The organism is Lonepinella sp. MS14436 (assembly GCF_042470565.1).
Classification (GTDB): domain Bacteria; phylum Pseudomonadota; class Gammaproteobacteria; order Enterobacterales; family Pasteurellaceae; genus Lonepinella.
The window spans coordinates 2,056,629-2,074,011 of the sequence record NZ_CP170385.1; the positions used below are offsets into that span (position 1 = coordinate 2,056,629).

14 protein-coding genes, 2 pseudogenes and 1 CRISPR repeat array are annotated in these 17,383 nt (G+C 45.1%); of the genes and pseudogenes, 2 read left to right on the forward strand and 14 right to left on the reverse strand.

Going from position 1 to position 17,383, the window contains the following annotated elements; translation table 11 throughout:
- Position 1 precedes the first annotated feature (1 nt).
- Complete coding sequence (locus O1Q81_RS09930) at positions 2-793, reverse strand: TatD family hydrolase (protein ID WP_386697444.1); 792 nt, start codon at positions 791-793, stop codon at positions 2-4.
- Positions 794-914: 121 nt separating this feature from the next.
- Positions 915-1,427 (reverse strand): peptidylprolyl isomerase, encoded by a 513-nt coding sequence (locus tag O1Q81_RS09935; RefSeq protein ID WP_386694814.1) that lies wholly within the window; start codon positions 1,425-1,427, stop codon positions 915-917.
- A 161-nt stretch (positions 1,428-1,588) separates the two neighbouring features.
- Between O1Q81_RS09935 and cysS the strand changes: the two genes are divergently transcribed.
- Together cysS and O1Q81_RS09945 are read left to right on the forward strand one after the other, a co-directional pair.
- Positions 1,589-2,968: a cysteine--tRNA ligase gene (gene cysS, locus O1Q81_RS09940; protein WP_386697447.1), complete on the forward strand. Its 1,380-nt coding sequence runs from the start codon at positions 1,589-1,591 to the stop codon at positions 2,966-2,968.
- Between the two features lie 208 nt (positions 2,969-3,176).
- Positions 3,177-4,655, forward strand: a complete 1,479-nt coding sequence (locus tag O1Q81_RS09945) for a subtype B tannase (protein ID WP_386698650.1) — start codon at positions 3,177-3,179, stop codon at positions 4,653-4,655.
- 69 nt (positions 4,656-4,724) lie between these two features.
- Positions 4,725-5,348: direct repeats of the CRISPR family, unit length 32 nt; unit sequence GTTTCAACACACAGCCACCCGTGGGCGGCTGC.
- Positions 5,349-5,535: 187 nt separating this feature from the next.
- On the opposite strand, the gene cas2 is transcribed toward O1Q81_RS09945, so the two are convergent.
- The 12 genes and pseudogenes from cas2 to O1Q81_RS10005 form a co-directional block, all read right to left on the reverse strand.
- Positions 5,536-5,829 (reverse strand): CRISPR-associated endonuclease Cas2, encoded by a 294-nt coding sequence (gene cas2 / locus O1Q81_RS09950; protein ID WP_386694820.1) that lies wholly within the window; start codon positions 5,827-5,829, stop codon positions 5,536-5,538.
- Positions 5,830-5,879: 50 nt separating this feature from the next.
- The gene (cas1c, locus tag O1Q81_RS09955) at positions 5,880-6,893 is read right to left on the reverse strand and encodes a type I-C CRISPR-associated endonuclease Cas1c (RefSeq protein ID WP_386697449.1); all 1,014 of its coding nucleotides are present in this window, start codon (positions 6,891-6,893) and stop codon (positions 5,880-5,882) included.
- Positions 6,894-6,972: 79 nt separating this feature from the next.
- Positions 6,973-7,716, reverse strand: a complete 744-nt coding sequence (locus O1Q81_RS09960; RefSeq protein ID WP_386697451.1) for an abortive infection family protein — start codon at positions 7,714-7,716, stop codon at positions 6,973-6,975.
- A gap of 164 nt (positions 7,717-7,880) precedes the next feature.
- On the reverse strand, positions 7,881-8,555 hold the full coding sequence (gene cas4, locus O1Q81_RS09965) for a CRISPR-associated protein Cas4 (protein WP_386697452.1): 675 nt from the start codon (positions 8,553-8,555) through the stop codon (positions 7,881-7,883).
- Positions 8,555-9,418, reverse strand: a complete 864-nt coding sequence (gene cas7c / locus O1Q81_RS09970) for a type I-C CRISPR-associated protein Cas7/Csd2 (RefSeq protein WP_386687471.1) — start codon at positions 9,416-9,418, stop codon at positions 8,555-8,557. Before cas7c ends, cas4 begins: the two co-directional genes overlap by 1 nt.
- A gap of 10 nt (positions 9,419-9,428) precedes the next feature.
- Positions 9,429-11,189: a type I-C CRISPR-associated protein Cas8c/Csd1 gene (gene cas8c / locus O1Q81_RS09975; RefSeq protein WP_386697453.1), complete on the reverse strand. Its 1,761-nt coding sequence runs from the start codon at positions 11,187-11,189 to the stop codon at positions 9,429-9,431.
- On the reverse strand, positions 11,186-11,866 hold the full coding sequence (gene cas5c / locus O1Q81_RS09980) for a type I-C CRISPR-associated protein Cas5c (protein WP_386697455.1): 681 nt from the start codon (positions 11,864-11,866) through the stop codon (positions 11,186-11,188). Before cas5c ends, cas8c begins: the two co-directional genes overlap by 4 nt.
- A 174-nt stretch (positions 11,867-12,040) precedes the next feature.
- Positions 12,041-12,271 (reverse strand): DUF2188 domain-containing protein, encoded by a 231-nt coding sequence (locus O1Q81_RS09985; protein ID WP_386697458.1) that lies wholly within the window; start codon positions 12,269-12,271, stop codon positions 12,041-12,043.
- An 87-nt stretch (positions 12,272-12,358) separates the two neighbouring features.
- Positions 12,359-14,668 (reverse strand): CRISPR-associated helicase Cas3', encoded by a 2,310-nt coding sequence (gene cas3 / locus O1Q81_RS09990; RefSeq protein ID WP_386697460.1) that lies wholly within the window; start codon positions 14,666-14,668, stop codon positions 12,359-12,361.
- Positions 14,669-14,759: 91 nt separating this feature from the next.
- Positions 14,760-15,791, reverse strand: coding sequence for a virulence RhuM family protein (locus O1Q81_RS09995; RefSeq protein ID WP_386697462.1), 1,032 nt, complete (start codon positions 15,789-15,791; stop codon positions 14,760-14,762).
- Between the two features lie 12 nt (positions 15,792-15,803).
- Positions 15,804-16,007: pseudogene (locus tag O1Q81_RS10000) on the reverse strand (site-specific DNA-methyltransferase); the annotation flags it as partial.
- 153 nt (positions 16,008-16,160) lie between these two features.
- Positions 16,161-17,369: pseudogene (locus tag O1Q81_RS10005) on the reverse strand (IS256 family transposase).
- Positions 17,370-17,383: the final 14 nt, after the last annotated feature.

Genomic DNA, 17,383 nt, shown 5'->3' on the forward strand with positions numbered 1-17,383 from the left:
TTCAGATATTCGCAAATAACGCTACTGAATTATCCCAAATCCTGTGCTGAATAATATCGGCACTTTCTTTTCTCAAATTACATAAATGCTCAAATACTTGCACAATTCGCTCAGGTCGATTCGGTTGTCCTTGATAACCATAAATCGGCATATCAGGGCTATCGGTTTCTAATAATAGGCAATCTAATGGCAATTTAGCAATAGTTTGACGTGTTTTATTGGCTCGATTATAAGTAATCGTTCCACCTACACCAATTTTATAACCAAGATCCACAAAACGTTTTGCTTGCTCATAACTACCAGAAAAACCATGAATTACACCGCACTTTGACAACTGAATACGTTTTAAAAAAGAAAAGAGTTGATCGTGGGATTTTCGGCTATGTAAATTCACGGGTAAAGCATATTGTTTGGCAAATTGCAGTTGTGCCTCTAAAAAATCACATTGTTTTCGCCACAATGAATCTTCTAATAATTCAGGAATAGCTCGCTCTAAACCAATTTCTGCTACCGCAGTAAAATGGCGTGGACGATTAGCAATACGTTGATTTAACAGTTCTAAATCTGATTCGGTATGTTGCTGAATATAGAGGGGGTGTAATCCTAACCCATAATAAAACTGATTGGGATAAAGTGCGGTGATTTTTTCGATAATTTTAAAATTCTGCTGTGATACTGCCACAATCAGGATTTTTTGCACGTCTGCCTGTTGGGCATTCTGCACTAAATTTTCCAGCGTTTCGCCTGTAGTTTGTTGTAAATAATCAAGATGGGTGTGGGTGTCAAAAAACATATTTTATCTATTTTGCCTACCCCGCACTTACGTATGGGGTTATACAAATCATGCCCCTCTGGGGCGATAATCCACATAAGATGCGGAGCATCATTACCATGCTTAACCTAGTACGTCAGTGCTAGGCGGAAACCGTCACCGAAATAATCACTACATCTTCTTTCGGTACATCTTGGTGAAAACCAGCGTTGCCTGTTTTAACGCCTTTGATTTTATCCACTACGTCCATGCCATCAACCACTTCGCCAAACACCGTATAACCCCATTCTTGCACCACTTCTTTCTCAAACATTTGTTTCGAACGATAATCCAAGAAAGTATTATCTGCTACATTAATAAAAAATTGTGCAGTAGCAGAATGTGGATCGCTGGTACGAGCCATGGCAATAGTGCCTCGTTTATTGCTTAAGCCATTATTTGCTTCATTTTTGATTGGTGCATTGGTGGCTTTTTCACGTAAACCACTTTCCATACCACCGCCTTGAATCATAAATCCATCAATAACACGATGGAAAATTGTGTTATTATAGAAACCTGATTTACAATAATCTTCAAAATTTTTTGCGGTGATTGGTGCTTTATCAAAATCTAATGCAATTTTGATGTCGCCCAAATTGGTGTGTAATGTAATCATTGTGTTTTCCTTATAAAAATAGCTAAGATTATAGCTTGGCATTATTCCATAAAAGCGGGGTTAATGCTATGGTTAAGTTTATACAAGGTGTGTATCAATGCACCATTTTCTAAAAGATATTTTATGATGCGTTAGCTCGCACTCTACCTTTGGAATTTGTTATGTTAAAAATTTTCAATACCCTAACTCGAGAAAAAAACGTTTTTCAACCTATTAATCCGAATCAAATCGGTATGTATGTCTGTGGCGTAACGGTTTACGATTTATGTCATTTTGGACATGGTCGCACTTTTGTGTCTTTTGATGTTATTGTGCGTTATTTGCGTTACCTTGGTTATAACGTGCGTTATGTACGTAATATCACCGATGTAGATGATAAGATCATTAAACGTGCGTTAGAAAATCATGAAACATGCGATGAATTAGTCGATCGTATGATTAACGAAATGCACCAAGATTTTGATGCGTTAGCTATTTTACGCCCAGATGTCGAGCCGCGAGCAACCCAGCATATCAGCGAAATTATTGCCATGGTACAAAGCCTGCTTGATCGTAAACATGCCTATATTGCCGAAGATGGTGATGTCATGTTTGATGTAGGAAGCTACCAAAACTATGGTCGTTTATCTCGTCAAAATTTAGAACAATTACAGGCAGGAGCAAGGGTTGAAATTAAATCGGTGAAACGTAATCCAATGGATTTTGTATTGTGGAAAATGTCTAAACCGAACGAACCAAGTTGGGATAGCCCTTGGGGTAAAGGTCGCCCTGGTTGGCATATTGAATGTTCCGCCATGAACAGTAAAGAACTCGGCAATCATTTTGATATTCATGGTGGTGGATCAGATTTAATGTTTCCACATCACGAAAATGAAATCGCTCAATCCTGCTGCGCTCACGATGGCGATTACGTAAATTATTGGTTGCACACAGGTATGTTGACGATTAACGAAGAAAAAATGTCAAAATCTCTCAATAATTTCTTTACCATTCGGGATATTTTAAGTAAATACGACAGCGAAAGCGTGCGTTATTTCTTTCTAACCGCACAATATCGCAGCCTATTAGACTATAGCGAAGAAAACATTGGTTTGGCTCGCAAAGCGTTAGAACGTCTTTACACGTCATTACGTGGTTGTGATGTGAATGTTGAGATTGATGCAGAAGATCAATATGTTACCACATTCAAAGAAGCTATGAATGATGATTTTAATACCCCAGGTGCATTAGCGGTATTATTCGAATTAGCCCGTGAAATCAATAAATTAAAAGCAGAAGATCGGGAAAAAGCCAACCAACTTGCCACTCGATTAAAACAACTGGCTGATGTATTAGGTTTATTACAACAGGATCCTGAAGTCTTTTTGCAAGGTAATAATGCAAATGATGATGTAGTAAAAATTGAAGCCTTAATCAAACAACGCAATGATGCTCGAGCAGCAAAAGACTGGGCAACCGCAGATAACGCAAGAAATCAATTAACCGCAATGGGAATTATTCTGGAAGATGGTGCTGCTGGTACGACATGGCGAAAAGCATAAGAACTTATGTTACCGAACAAAGTCAAAATAGCATCTTAAGAATATGGTATAAGCAACATACCAAAACGGTACTTGTACCATAACACAAAATAACGATAATCGACTTATTCCGTTACATTTTTAGTTGGAGAAAAAAATGAAATTATCAAAAATTAGCACCGCACTTTTAGCTGGTGGTTTAGCCTCTCAAATATTGGCAGCACCAGCAATGAACAAAAATCCTTTAGCCGATTTGCCTTATGCAAACAAAACTGAGAATGGTTATAGTCTTGATTTTAATGACAAAAATTACACCACAGCAACCGCCGAAGTAAATGGTAAAAAAATTACTTATCGTGCCTATGAAAAAATCGTTTATGTAGCTAACCCAGTTGAACCAGAATATCAAACCTTAAATTTCTACGTACCTGAAGAATATTACCAGAACGGTGAAATCAACGGTTACAACGCAAAAACTGCTCCAATTTTCTTACCTAATGCGATCGGTGGTTATATGCCAGCTATTGCAGCTGCCGCGAGTCAATCAGGTATGGGTGGAAAAACTAGTACAATTCTCACCGCACTTGAACGTGGTTATGTGGTTGCCAGCGTGGGGGCTAGAGGACGCACATTAAAACAGGGAAACACCTATACAGGTAAAGCACCTGCCGTTATCTTAGATTTAAAAGCCGCAGTACGTTATTTACATGCTAATGATGACAAAATGGTCGGTGATGCCAATAAAATTATTTCTAACGGCACCAGTGCAGGTGGAGCAATGTCGGCGTTACTCGGGGCTAGTGGCGACAGTGCAGATTACGCAAAATTATTAAAAGAAATGGGAGCAGTTAACGCCAGTGATGCCATTTTTGCTGTATCCGCTTACTGCCCAATTACCAATTTAGAAAATGCAGATACGGCTTACGAATGGGAATTTAATGGTTTACATCATTATAGTCGTATGGATATGAGCAAACTTAACGCAAAAACCTTTAACGACCGTTCAATGAAGCAAGCCACGATTGAGGGGGAACTTAGTGCAGATGAAATTAAAATTTCCAATGATTTAAAAGCCCAATTCCCTGATTATTTAAATAGCTTGCAGTTAAAAGATGAAAAAGGTAATGCTTTAACCTTAGATAAAGACGGAAACGGTTCTTTCCGTACTTACGTGGAAAATGCGTTAGTGCTATCGGCTAACCAAACATTAAGTGGTTTGAATACCGATGAGAAAAAAGCCTTTGTAGAAAAATATAAAGGATTAAGCTACGCAAATGGCATCGTAAGTGCGGTGAATTTAACGGAATTTGTCACCAACAAAGCTCGCATGAAATCACCACCAGCTTTTGATGCCTTAGACTTAAGCTCAGGCGAAAATGATGAATTTGGTACAGAAACAGTACAAACCTTACATTTCACCCCTTACAGCCTAAAAAATAGTACCGTAAAAGGTGGCATGGCTAAAGATGAAAACATCAAATTACTCAATGCCATGAATTATACGGATAACAATAAAGCGGCTCAACACTGGCGTATTCGTGTAGGATCAGAAGATTACGACACTTCTCACGCTATTTCAGCAATGTTAGCCGTGAAACTTCAAATGTCAGGTAAGAATGTGGATTATGCTTTACCTTGGGGGGTAGGACACGCTGGTGATTATGATCTAGATGAATTATTTGATTGGGTGGATAAGATTGCTAGATAATTTTGTTAATACAAATATCCAACTGTAAGCAGTTGCTAAAACAACCATTGAATCAATCACTGTGGTAAGGTTTAAATATACAGCTACCCGAGGGTGGCTGCACACACAAAGGAGTTCGGGAGTTCTGTTACACCCGTTTCAACACACAGCCGCCCGTGGGCGGCTGCGAAAAATTCTCATATTTTGGAAGTCAGCATAAATGTTTCAACACACAGCCGCCCGTGGGCGGCTGCTTCGCTAATTGGATAGCCATTGGCTCCAAGTCTGTTTCAACACACAGCCGCCCGTGGGCGGCTGCCGCGGATGCTATGGCATCTTATTACCTACAATCTGTTTCAACACACAGCCGCCCGTGGACGGCTGCGACAACAAGGGTGTTAATGCTTACCCACGTTAAAGTTTCAACACACAGCCACCCGTGGGCGGCTGCATCAGCTTCAGGTCTTTTTTATGCCGTGCCAACAGTTTCAACACACAGCCACCCGTGGGCGGCTGCGTAATTGACATAACGCCCCCTAACCTATAAACGGTTTCAACACACAGCCACCCGTGGGCGGCTGCCATCGATGAGAGTAAATTGATTAATTATTGCTTGGTTTCAACTCACAGCCACCCGTGGGCGGCTGCAGCTAAAAAGCCCCAAATTAAAGCAAATACCGATGTTTCAACTCACAGCCACCCGTGGGCGGCTGCCCCCTCTTTGGGAACCCTTGCTACACAAGGCTTTCACAGCCCTGATTCGCTAACCGTTCCCGATGAGAGTGTAAAATAAGTATAACATAACTTTTTCACTACATCATACTATCTAATTTCCTGATTTTTAAAGAACAAACCAAATCGCCAACCTCCCACTGTTTTGATGAGAACCATGGGTTAGCGATCACACAATCAGCGTATCCTTAAAAACATCCGCCGCCGCTTTGGCACCGTGGTGTTCCACCTTGTGCCGCCATTTGCTGCCGAGATGGTAGAACCGCAGACTGTCGCATTCAGGGTCATACGTATCCAGAAGTTTCGCTTTCAACACCACCCACTGATCAGGCGTAACATCGCATTCAAACACCGAATATTGTGCCCGCACGCCGTAATCCAAGCAATGTTTGGCAATCCGCCGCAAGCGGCGCTCCCCGCCCGCCGTTTCAAAAGACACATCATAAGTAATCAACATCAGCATAAATCGCCCTCTCCCCAAACACGCAAAAATCCGACCGCACTTTGCAGCACTTAACGCACCAAAAACGGCGGATATTCCGCCAAATCGCCGCGCAAATGGCGGGCAAGCAGCATCGCCTGAATATACGGCAGCAGCCCGATTTCCACCTCTTCCTGCAAAAACGGATGCACAATCTTCTCCTGCTTTTTCGCTTGCAGACTCTGAAACAACAGCTTGCGCGCCTCAGCTTTCAGCGTTACCGCACCGCTGCTCTCGCTGATAAAATCCTGCGGCTTAATCTGCCCGCGGTTAATCAGGCTCAACGCCAGCCTGTCCGCCCACCACGCACGGAACTCCTCCAAAATATCCTGTGCCAGACTGTCGCGTCCTGGGCGGTCGGCATGCAGAAAACCCGCCTGCGGATCCAAGCCCACGCCTTGCAGCGCGCCACTGATGTCCCTGCCCAAAATACTGTATAAAAAAGAAAGCAGTGCATTCACCCCGTCACGCGGCGGACGGCGGTTGCGTCCGTCAAAGGCAAAACCGCTTTTCTCCGCAATCAAGTATTGAAACACACTGAAATAACGTGCTGCCGCCTCGCCCTCAATCCCGCGTACCCGCTCCAAATCCTGTGCGTGTTTCAACTGCTGCAAACCGCTGTTCAAACCGACAACCGCCGCCTGCACCGCCGAATTGTCGCCGTAATTACGCAGATACCGCTGCAACACCCGCTTACTCGCCTGAATCTTCGCCGCAATAATATGCCGCGCAATCGGCACGGGATTCGTTTCCGACAGCCGATACTGCGCCCGCCGCAGCAAAATATTCCCACTCTGCCGCCCCTGCAACCGTCCCAAATAACGCCCCTGCTCGGTAAAAAACGCCAGATTGACATTATTTTCGCCGCAAAAACCCATTAAAAACGGCGACACCAGCACATTGCCGAAACAAAAAATATGCCCGATGGAATGCACCGGCAACTGTGCCACTTTTTTACGCTCCTGCTCTACTACCAGCGTTTCGCGTTCTTTATGCAGATAGGTTCCCTGTGTGGTGATGTATAGGGTGTTTTGGAGTTTTCTCATTGGTTAAAAACTTTTGGAATTTTGACCGCACTTTTATTATTTTTGGATTTTTATTCGATAGAATGCAAACTGATAATTGTTAATTTGTTGTTTCTTTTCTGGCTTCCCAAGTTGCTAGCAGATAGCTGGCTAAAGCCCCTGATAAATTTACTGCTAATTCAGCATGGCGTGGAGCTGGTTTTATACCCATTTTACCTTTTCCATGAGCATCACTTAGGCGATTGCGAAGTGTACCTAATCCTTCAATAACTGCCGTACAACCACCAAGAATTTGCTTGAATACTTCTTCTGTATGTTGAGATGGAGCAATATTCAAAACTTCAGCTGTTTTTTTATACAACTTCGGCAAATCCATTGCCTCATCATACTGAATATTCATATCACCAAGAATATGTTTGCACACTGTCTCTATTAGTGTTCTAGCTAATGTAATTGCTCCCTCAGGATCATTTGAACGTCTATCTAAAGCCTTTGACCATGCTGCTTTAACATGATCGGCATCAATTTTATCTAAGCCTTTTGTAATAAACTCATCTGATGGAGCTATCTTTTTGCACTTTAATGCTTCCAATAGCTGATGAAACTCATTCTTTATATACTCTCGGCGTTCATCATAATTATCGAACTTCTTTATAAATTGCCAAAATTGATTAAGATTTCCACATGTTCTTACAAATCGTGGAATAAATTCCTTAACAGCTATATCCATATCTAATAGAACATGTCTTAAACGTATAAATTCACTGTCTTTCTCTTTACCACCCGTAGCCCGAGAAATCAGAATATTTTGCAAAGTTTCTACTTGAATCAATAATTCATCCATTTATTTAATCTCTTTTTGATTATATCTATATCGTGCATATACATCACTACACTTCAAACGTCTATAGAAAATTTTATCACAAGTGGTCTATTTAAATTACATTTTTGCAAATATTAGACAAAACCTACCATTGTTCTCAGGATTTTCAAAAACTAGCCATAAAATCAATCCCCAAACAACCCCGCCACATACCGCTTCGACCTATCCCTCTCCAACATCTTCGGCTGACACAAATCCAGCAACGAACAGGCTTTGCAGTGTTTGCCGTAGGCGGGTGGCGGGGTGGTGCCGTTTTGCAGCAGTTCGCGTACGGCGGCAATAATGTCCAGCGTTTGTTGTCTGATGCCGTCTGAAAACACAATCGGCACACGGTGGCGGGTTTGCCCGTACCACAAGGCACCCTCCGTTACCGCCTGTCCGGTCATTTCCTCCAAACACAAGGCTTGGGTGCAAAGCTGGATTTCGTCAAACGGCTCGGTTTTGGGCTTGCCGCGTTTGTATTCCACAGGTTTCAGGCTGCCTGAAACCAAATCATGTTCCACCATATCCAATACGCCCGATACCCCCAATTTTTCCGCCGACACATGCACGCTGCGTTCAAATCTCACGCCTTTGCGCGTTTCCGGCTCGCCCGCATCCACCCGCTCATGCAACACCCGCCCCTGCACAGTCAAAACGTTCTCCGCCCACGCCTGTTCGTTGTGAATCAACGCACATTGACGCGGGCAGAAAGCGTAGTGTTGCAGAGCGGAAAGGGAAATAATGCGGTGTTCGTTGCCAAGCGATATATTGGAAAACAAACGATTATTCGCCGCATCAGACAAATCGGCAACTGCCATTACAACAATTCTTCTACATTGATCCCGTTCAAGCCTGCTGAATCCACGCTGATTTTGTAATCACTGAATGCGGCGGCGGGTGTGCCGCTTGTGCCATGGATGCGTTCGACTTTTACTGCATCAAATAATTTGTGTGCAGGTTCGCTGCCCAACATGCTGTCGTGTTTGAACACAATCAGTTTGCGTGCTGCCATTTCGCCGCGTGCGGCAGAGCGGTCGTGTTCAAACATGAGTTTCAATGCGTCCCACAGTTGTTTTAGGTCGTCATCGCCAAAGCCGGTTTTGGCGGCAAGATGAGCGGAAATAAAGCCGTGTACGCGGTAAAGGGCGTAGGGGACGATATATTTACGCCCCATAGTGCGTTCTTTTTCCAAATCTTTTTCATTGGTTACCGCCATGCGGGTAATCGAGATTTCCAGCGGAATGATAGGGTCGATGGATTGGGCGAATGCTAATTGTACCGGTCCACGCACCTGACCGCTGTTTACTTCGGTGGTCATCACTGCCCCAAAACTGCGGATATCGAAAAAGTTTTTGCACATCCATGCAGTGATGTCGTGTGCTTTGGCCTCATCTTTCGGCAATTTTTTCGCCTCGGATTCAATGCCTAGTGCTTCATAAGCGCGTTTGTTTTGCAGGTTTAATACGCCTTTATCTTTGACGTAGATTTCATAGCCGGGTTGGTTGGGATTCGCCAGTTCGATATAGTTGCGAATCTTGCGTTTCAGGCAGACATCGGTTACCAGCCCCTTGCTGGATTCGGGATCCAAACGCGGCAGATTACCGGCATCGGGATCGCCGTTGGGGTTACCATTGGTTACATCAAAGAAATAGACAAATTCATAACGGTTTTGGATAGACATTTTCAGCTCCTTAGTTTGCAGACGTTTCTGCGGATTCTTTTTTGGCGAAATAGCTTTGCTTTTGGTGGTAATAACCAATGGCAAAACGCCCTTGTTCTTCAATATTCAGATGACGGGGAAAGGTTTCGGGCAGTAGTTCGATAATTGCACCCAAATCTTTGTCCAAATTCACCGCCATGCCGCCTTTATCTTTACGCAAACGCGATAAATGATGTTTCGCACCCGACAACAGGCGCGGAAAAACGGAAAACGGCACGGCGGAAGCCGAACCGTAGTAGCGGTCGGAAATGCCTGCATTTAATTCGCCCAACGCTTGATATTGAATGCGTTCCAATACGGCAAACAGCCGCCCCAATAAATAAGCCTGATTGCGACTTTCGCTATCTAAACTCATTGCAACCTCCTCGTGAATAAAACCTTTTCTGAAACGCCGCTGCAACACGGCTTTAATCATAGCCACACGCAACCCGTTGGCATCGCCGTCGGCACGAATACGTGCAATCAGCTGGGCAAGCAAACTGAGTGGATAAGGCGTACCGCCAATCACGGCACGGGTCATTTCGCCTGCCAGTACGGGAGAAATATTTTCACTTTTGCCCAATACTGCGGTTTGCAGCAACAGCCGCCAAAGCGAGGGCGGCGTTTTCCATGCACGCGGCTCTAATACCAAATCCTGCCAATGCTGTGCCAGATTCACCGCCAACTGTCCGAACGTGGTATCCAGCCAAAACCGAATGGAAATCCGTGCCGCATTCGGTGCCAAGCCTAAAATATAGAACTTGGTATCGTCTGATAACTTGGGAGCGATTTCCCGCAACGGGCGGCCTTTGGCGATTTGTTCCAAAATATCTAATATCTTTTGCGCTTCCTGTTCGTCATCAGGCGGGGTAAGCGTATCGGCAAAAAAATCTTCGGCAGCGGCTGCCTGTTGCACATCGGCGGCTTCTGCCCAAAATACCGTGCTGGTGTCGCCAATGGAAAGACAATGTCCGTTCTCGCGGCGCAGCAGATAATTCAATGCGGTGGTGTAAGCGAAAGCAGCGGCTTCGGAAACTGGGGCGTTTGCACCCTGTTCCTTGCCAAATGAGGCAAAGGATTCTTTATTAAAGGAAATAATCGATCCGCCCGAACTCTGTCCGCCGAATATGCCCTTGATGGCAGGATGCAGCCGTGCAATCGGAGCTTCTTCACCGCTGATCAGGCAAACACCCTGTTCCGCCTCATCATTTTTCAGGCAGCCTGCCCATAAAGTTTGTGCCGCTTCGCGTTGATGGATATAGCCGCTGCTGCCGTCCAATTTGAATACCACATTGGCATCCAACATTTCGGGCGAGCAGGGAGAATCGGTAAAGTTTTCAGGCTGCCATTGCCGCAAAAAACGGTATAAGGCTTGCAAGCCCTCGTCCGTTTCCTGTTGCAGCAAATCCAGATGATATTGTTTAAAGGATTCAAAACACTGAGTTGTACGGCTATTATCTTTAGCTTCTTTTTTTGTTACACCCAATACATATTGAGTATTACCCCAAAGAAAGTTTGGCGAAATATTCACACTTTTCTTCTCTGGACGCGGCACGCTCATCAGTTTCGGCTGCGGTTTTTTATCGGCAGTCAGATGCGGCACCACGTCAACCAATTTCCCATCGGCATCCAGCACCAAAATCCAGCCGATTTTCTCTTCACTGAAACCGTAAGGCGGTACTTTCGGATTGCCCGTAATATCGGTTTCCGCCGCCAAACGGCGGTAATAGCGGGCAAGCGAGGTCAAAATCATTTTTTCACCTCCTCGGCATAAAACGGTGGCACGGCAATCATGCCGTTTTCCATTTCAGCACGGAAAAAATGCGGTGTATTGCCGTGATCAAAATCAATATCGTGCAACATCCAACCCAAATCGCGGTTGCGCTCAGGCTCGGATAAAGCAGACGGCGGCAAGGGTTCATCGTCCTCAATCAAGGCAAAATGTGCGGGGAATTCACGCACGCCCATACAAGGCTGCTGAAAACACTGCCCCTTTCTGGCGCGGCGTTTAAACATCTCGATATGCTTGGTGATATTGTCTTCCGCCCCCGCTTTTGCCGTCATCACCGCATGAGCTTCAATCACATAGGCGACATCTTTCAACACGGTCGCCGCCCGCTGCTGGCGATCGTCATCAATTAAGGTATATAAACCCTCCACACTCTTGCGCCGCATCGCACCGCTGACTTTACTGTCGGAAATCTTACCACCCAACTCATTACGCCGCAGTGATTCAAAACGAATCGGCTTTAACACATGAATGACATCAATCACCCAGCGAATTGCAGGCTTCCAATGCACCGCCGCCAAAATCCCGCGTGCCGCAGATGGCGTGATGACATCATAAGACACCCGTTCCACTTTCATCTCCGGACGGGTAAAACAGGCATAATCGCCCCAGATGTGGAGTCTGATTTTTTTGTTTGGCATATTGCTTGCTCTCCTTGGGCTTTATTACTATTAACACACGCCTCTACATAATGGAGAGGCGGATATACCGAACTACAACAAACTATTTCAACACACAGCCATTTGAAATGACTGACTGGATGATTGGTGATAACACAGATTTACTGCCTCCAAATAATAGCCAGTTAAAGCACTTTACTTTTTGTCTCTTGGTGGACAAGGGTCATTGCCATAACTGTTCCCTGCTCGGATTTTACCGTCAACACCATGCACCTTTGTATCAGACTGCTGATTTCTTGCAATTTCTTGTGCACGATTGATTGCTTGCTTTTGTGTTGGATAAACAGCAGTTGCTTTACTATTTCCTGCCCCCTTAACTGCCCAGCCATTAGAATGAGGCACAACATGTTGATTTTTCTTAGTCACAGCGATCTCCTATAGCTAATCATTCGATGAACTTCAGTATAACTCACCAACTCTCAACAATCAATAAATAATTTCAGTTTCTTGTATTTAACATACCAACTCCTCCGCCTGCAAAAACACCGCATTCTCCCAGCTCAACCCCGCCACCTTGTCATACAAGCCCAACCCAATCAGGCTGTAAAACTGTCTGCCGAAGGTCTGTTCATTGATCGGCTCTATCCGTCCTGCTTGGAACAGGGTATTTAAGGCTTTTTCGGGGATTTGCACGGTGTAGCGTTGCAGCTCGTGCAGCAGTCCGCCGATTTGGTCGGCGTAGCGCAGGCTTTCGATTAGTTTTTCGGCTTCTGTGTTGAACGGGACAAGCAGCGGACGCATGGTATTTTCAATCATTTGAAACTGTTGTGCGATGGTTTGGAACGGGAAGTCGAGGCTGTGTGCCGCATTGTGGTGTTTGGCAAGGATCTGTTTGTGATCCAGATCTTTGCCTTTTTGTGCGTACACTTCTTTGAAGTAGGCGGTGATGGCATCAACCGACAGCAAATCATCGGCGTAATACCGCTCAACGGCACGCATGGCGGCGGCAAGCAGTCCGAGTTCGGCGGGGGCTTTCCACTGTTCTTCGGGTTTGAAAACCCAGACAAAGCTGTTTTCAGACGGCATTTTGCCCTCGCGATTGCAGCGTCCTGCGGCTTGGGCGACGGAATCCAAGCCTGCTTCGGCTCGCATGACGAGCGGAAAATCAACATCTACTCCCGCTTCAATCAGAGAAGTGGCGATAACGCGGCAGGGGTCGCCGTTTTGCAGACGGCAACGGATTTCTTTCAGGATTTGCGAACGGTGTTCGGCACACAGTAATGTGGTAAGGAGAAACACGCCATCGTATGCTGTGGCTTGTTCGTACAGACTGCGGGCGTGGCGGCGGTTGTTGACGATGATGAGGATTTGCGGATTTTCGCTGAGTTTGTCCTGCAAATCGCTGTCGCTTTGGGTACCGATGTGCTGCACGGTGGTGCGTTTGAGTTGGGCGAAAAGTGCGGTCGGATTGGGCGCAATTTCGCGTACGTTGTCAAAGCCGCGGTAAAAGCCGTGTGCCGCATGAATGGCGGGCTGGGTGGCAGTACACATCACCACTGAGCAATGGTAGTTGCGGGTCAATTCCTTAATTGCCTGCATAATCGGCAGCAACAGGTTCAGTGGCAGCATTTGTGCTTCATCAAGAATAATCACGCTGCCCGCGATATTGTGCAGTTTGCGGCAGCGGGAAGAACGGTCGGCAAACAGCGATTCGAAAAACTGCACCGCCGTGGTTACCACTATCGGCATATCCCAATTTTCCGCCGCCAGCCGCAATTTGTCTTTGCTGTTTTTATCTTGCAGCCTGCTGTCGTCAAAACTGCTGTGGTGTTCCAATACCGCATCTTCGCCCAACTCGCCAAAGGCTTTGCGAAACTCGGCGGCGTTTTGCTCGATGATGCTGGTAAAAGGAATCACATAAATCACCCGCCGCATAGCGTGATGCTTGGCGTGTTGCAGGGCGAAACCCATAGAGCTAAAAGTCTTACCGCCGCCGGTGGGGACGGTCAGACTGAACAAGCCCGGCACTTGCACTGCTTGTGCAACGGCATAATCGTAAATTTCATTACGCAGGCGGTTTAAGGCGGCATGGCGTTTTTCCGCTTCGCTCTCTTGCGGAGCAGCGGCAGTACGTTGTCTGAACGCTTGAATAAAGCGGTTAAAATGCTGTTGCAGGCGGTTTAAATCAGGATAGTCGCCACGCAAAACGGGTTTATTTTCCGCTTCGGCATAGAATCTTTCCGTATTGAGAAAATCGGCATCGACCAAACAGGAATAAAGCATACGGGTAAAAAAAGCCTGCGAAAACCCTTTGCAGTCGGGAGCAGGCTTTAATGGCGGAAACGGCAGCGTTTCAGGCAGCGTAATTTCCTGCTGCCACACTGCATCCAATTTGGGAATATCCACACCAAACTGCAAGTCCAGCCGCTGCGATAAAGTGCGATGGTTATCGCCTTCGCCATTGCCATTCGTCAAACCCGCATGATGTCCGGCAATGCAAAATGCTGCTAATTTACCCAGTTTGTCGCCCCAGCGCTCAATCGCAATCTTTGCTCCTGCGGTAGCATGGTCAACCGATTTACCGCCGTGCAGCCGCCGGTCAAATTCAGGCGTATATTTACCCAAATCATGCAACTGTCCCGTATAACGGGCGATTTCCTGTGCCGCAAAAACGGCGGCAAACAAAGCCGCCGTCTCACCGACATTCTGTGCATGGCTGCGCATTGTCTGCCAGCAATTTTCGGGTTGATTTTCGAGGGAATGGGCGTAGTAGGTTTTGTTGGGGGGGTTATTCATTTTTAGGTATTTCCCTTTTCGTTTCATTCAATTAAGGCTTACACCTGTTTTACCAAACTTTCCGCCTGCGGCACACGCAGGGATAAACGTCCGTTAATATGTTGTTGTATGCGGGTGTTCATGATTTATTTTCCTTATCCATTTGCTTTAACAAACGGTCAAAATCGCTTTCAAACAAGCGGTCTTGCACAATGCGGTATTTTTCAAACTCGCTTTCGGCGTGTGCTTGGGCGATTTCTGAGTTCACCTTGCCGGCATCCTGCAAAACCTCACGTTCGGTTGCTGCAATAAAGCGGTTTAAACGCACCTCCCAATCCTGCATCGTCATCGGAATATGACGTTGCGCCATATCCTCGGCAATATCCAGATAGGCATTAACCAACCGCGAAAGCTGCGCCATTTCCTCTTCGCTCAAATAATTTTTAGCAACCAATACATCATATTTTTGAATCTTGCCGTGCGGCGCATCTTTCCAAGTATTCAGCCCCATATGCGGCTTTTGGGCATCCGCCCGGTGATAGACCACTTCGGCGGCAGTCTGACCGTGGATTGCCCAATGCAATTTGTTTTGCACCGTAGCAAAAAAACGCTTAGTAGCTTGCGCCGACACGTCATAATCTACTGCCGTAGCATAAATATCGGTAATTTTCTGATAAAACTTGCGCTCCGACAGGCGGATTTCACGCACCCGCTGCAATTGTTCTTCAAAATAATCTTCGGTAAAAATAGAACCACCGTTCTTCAAGCGTTCGTCATCCATCACATACGCCTTGATGGTGAAGCTCTCCACAATCTCGGTTGCCCATTTGCGAAACTGCACCGCCCGCTCGGAATTGACTTTATAACCCACCGCAATGATGGCGGAAAGGTTATAGTGTTTGGTGTTGTAGTTTTTGCCGTCTTCGGCAGTTATCCGAAAATTTCGGATAACTGAATTCTCCTGCAACTCACTGTCTGAAAATATCTTTTTCAAATGATAGTTGATGGTACGGACATCTACATCATATAAAACCGCCATCATCTTCTGTGTCAACCAGACATTTTCATCGGCATACACCGCCTGCACACCACTTTCCCTGTTAGCCGCCACAAAGGTCAGATACTCCGCTGCCGAAGAGCGGGTAATGGAAAGCTCATTTTTCTTTTTCATTGATATTCATCCTAGCTTACTGCCAAGCTCCTGTTCCAACGCCTTTAATGCCTGTAGGTTATCGCCGAAAATCAACCGGTTATCAAAAAACGCCCCATTTTCCGACCGCACTTTGGCATGATACGACTTCTCCGCATCTTCCAATAAAATCCGTGCCTCTAGCTTGGGATGCTTGTCTTTGCCTATCCAAGTGAGTTCGAGTTTTTGTGCTTTCATTGCGATACTTCCGTTTTTGAATCATTTTCTATTACAGGAATAATACAAATGCTTACTGCCACCCCCATTAATTGCAGTCGGTTATAACAACTGCGTAAATTAATTTTACTAAATAAGAGCCTATCCCACATTTTGTGTAAACACCAATTTCACTTAAAGGTGATCATTTAAGCGATCACCAAATTCTAGCACAAAATGGTTCAATGCTGCTCGCCAATTTCGGATTGGCATTGACCATTTTTTAGATGCATTTTTAATCGCAAGCCAAACGATTTTAATCACGGATTCGTCTGTCGGGAAGACATTTCGTTTTTTAATCACTCATCGAATCACGCTATTTAACGATTCTATCGCATTTGTCGTGTAAATTGCCTTGCGAATATTTTCAGGATAGCTGAAAATCGTGGCTAAATTCGCCCAATGATTCTGCCAGCTTTTGGCGATTAAGGGGTATTTTGCTTGCCATTTTTGCTCAAAATTAGCCAGTGCCTGTAGGGCGACCTGTTCCGTAGGTGCTTGATAAATCAGCTTTAAATCCCCTGTCACGGCTTTGTAATCTTTCCAAGTGACATATTTCAAACTATTACGAACCATATGCACGATACAAAGCTGAATTTTCGTTTCAGGAAAGACCGTATTAATCGCATCAGGAAAGCCTTTTAAACCATCAATGCAAGCAATCAGAATATCCTGTACGCCACGATTTTTAAGCTCGGTTAGCACGTTTAACCAAAATTTTGACCCTTCATTTTCAGCAATCCAGAGTCCTAATAGTTCTTTGCGTCCCTCCAGATTCACGCCCAAAGCGACAAAAACCGATTTATTGATAATCCGACCATCTTGGCGAACTTTCACCACGATACAATCCAAATAAACAATGGCATACACCGCATTAAGGGGTTCATTTTGCCACTCAATAATGCGTTCTTTAACTGAATCAGTCACCCGAGAAATTAGGCTAGGTGAAACATCGGCATCATAAAATTCCTTAAACGAATCAACAATCTCTTGATTACTTAACCCTTTGGCATATAAGGCAATGATTTGCTCATCCATACCCGTGATGCGAGTTTGATTTTTCTTAATAATTTGGGGTTCAAAGGTGCTTTCACGATCTCGGGGAATGTTGAGTTCAATATCCCCCTCATCGGTGAGCAAGGTTTTTTGACTATAACCATTTCGGCTATTTTTAGCCTTTCTTGGCTGATTTTTCTTATAACCGAGATGTTCGGTAAGCTCAGTATTGAGAGCGGTTTCCACGGTGATTTTTTTCAGCATTCGAGAAAGCTGATTGAGATCTTCTGGCGTTTTGAGATTTTTAGCTAATTCATTCGCTAATAATTTAATTTGTTGTTTATTCATAATGAAAATACCTG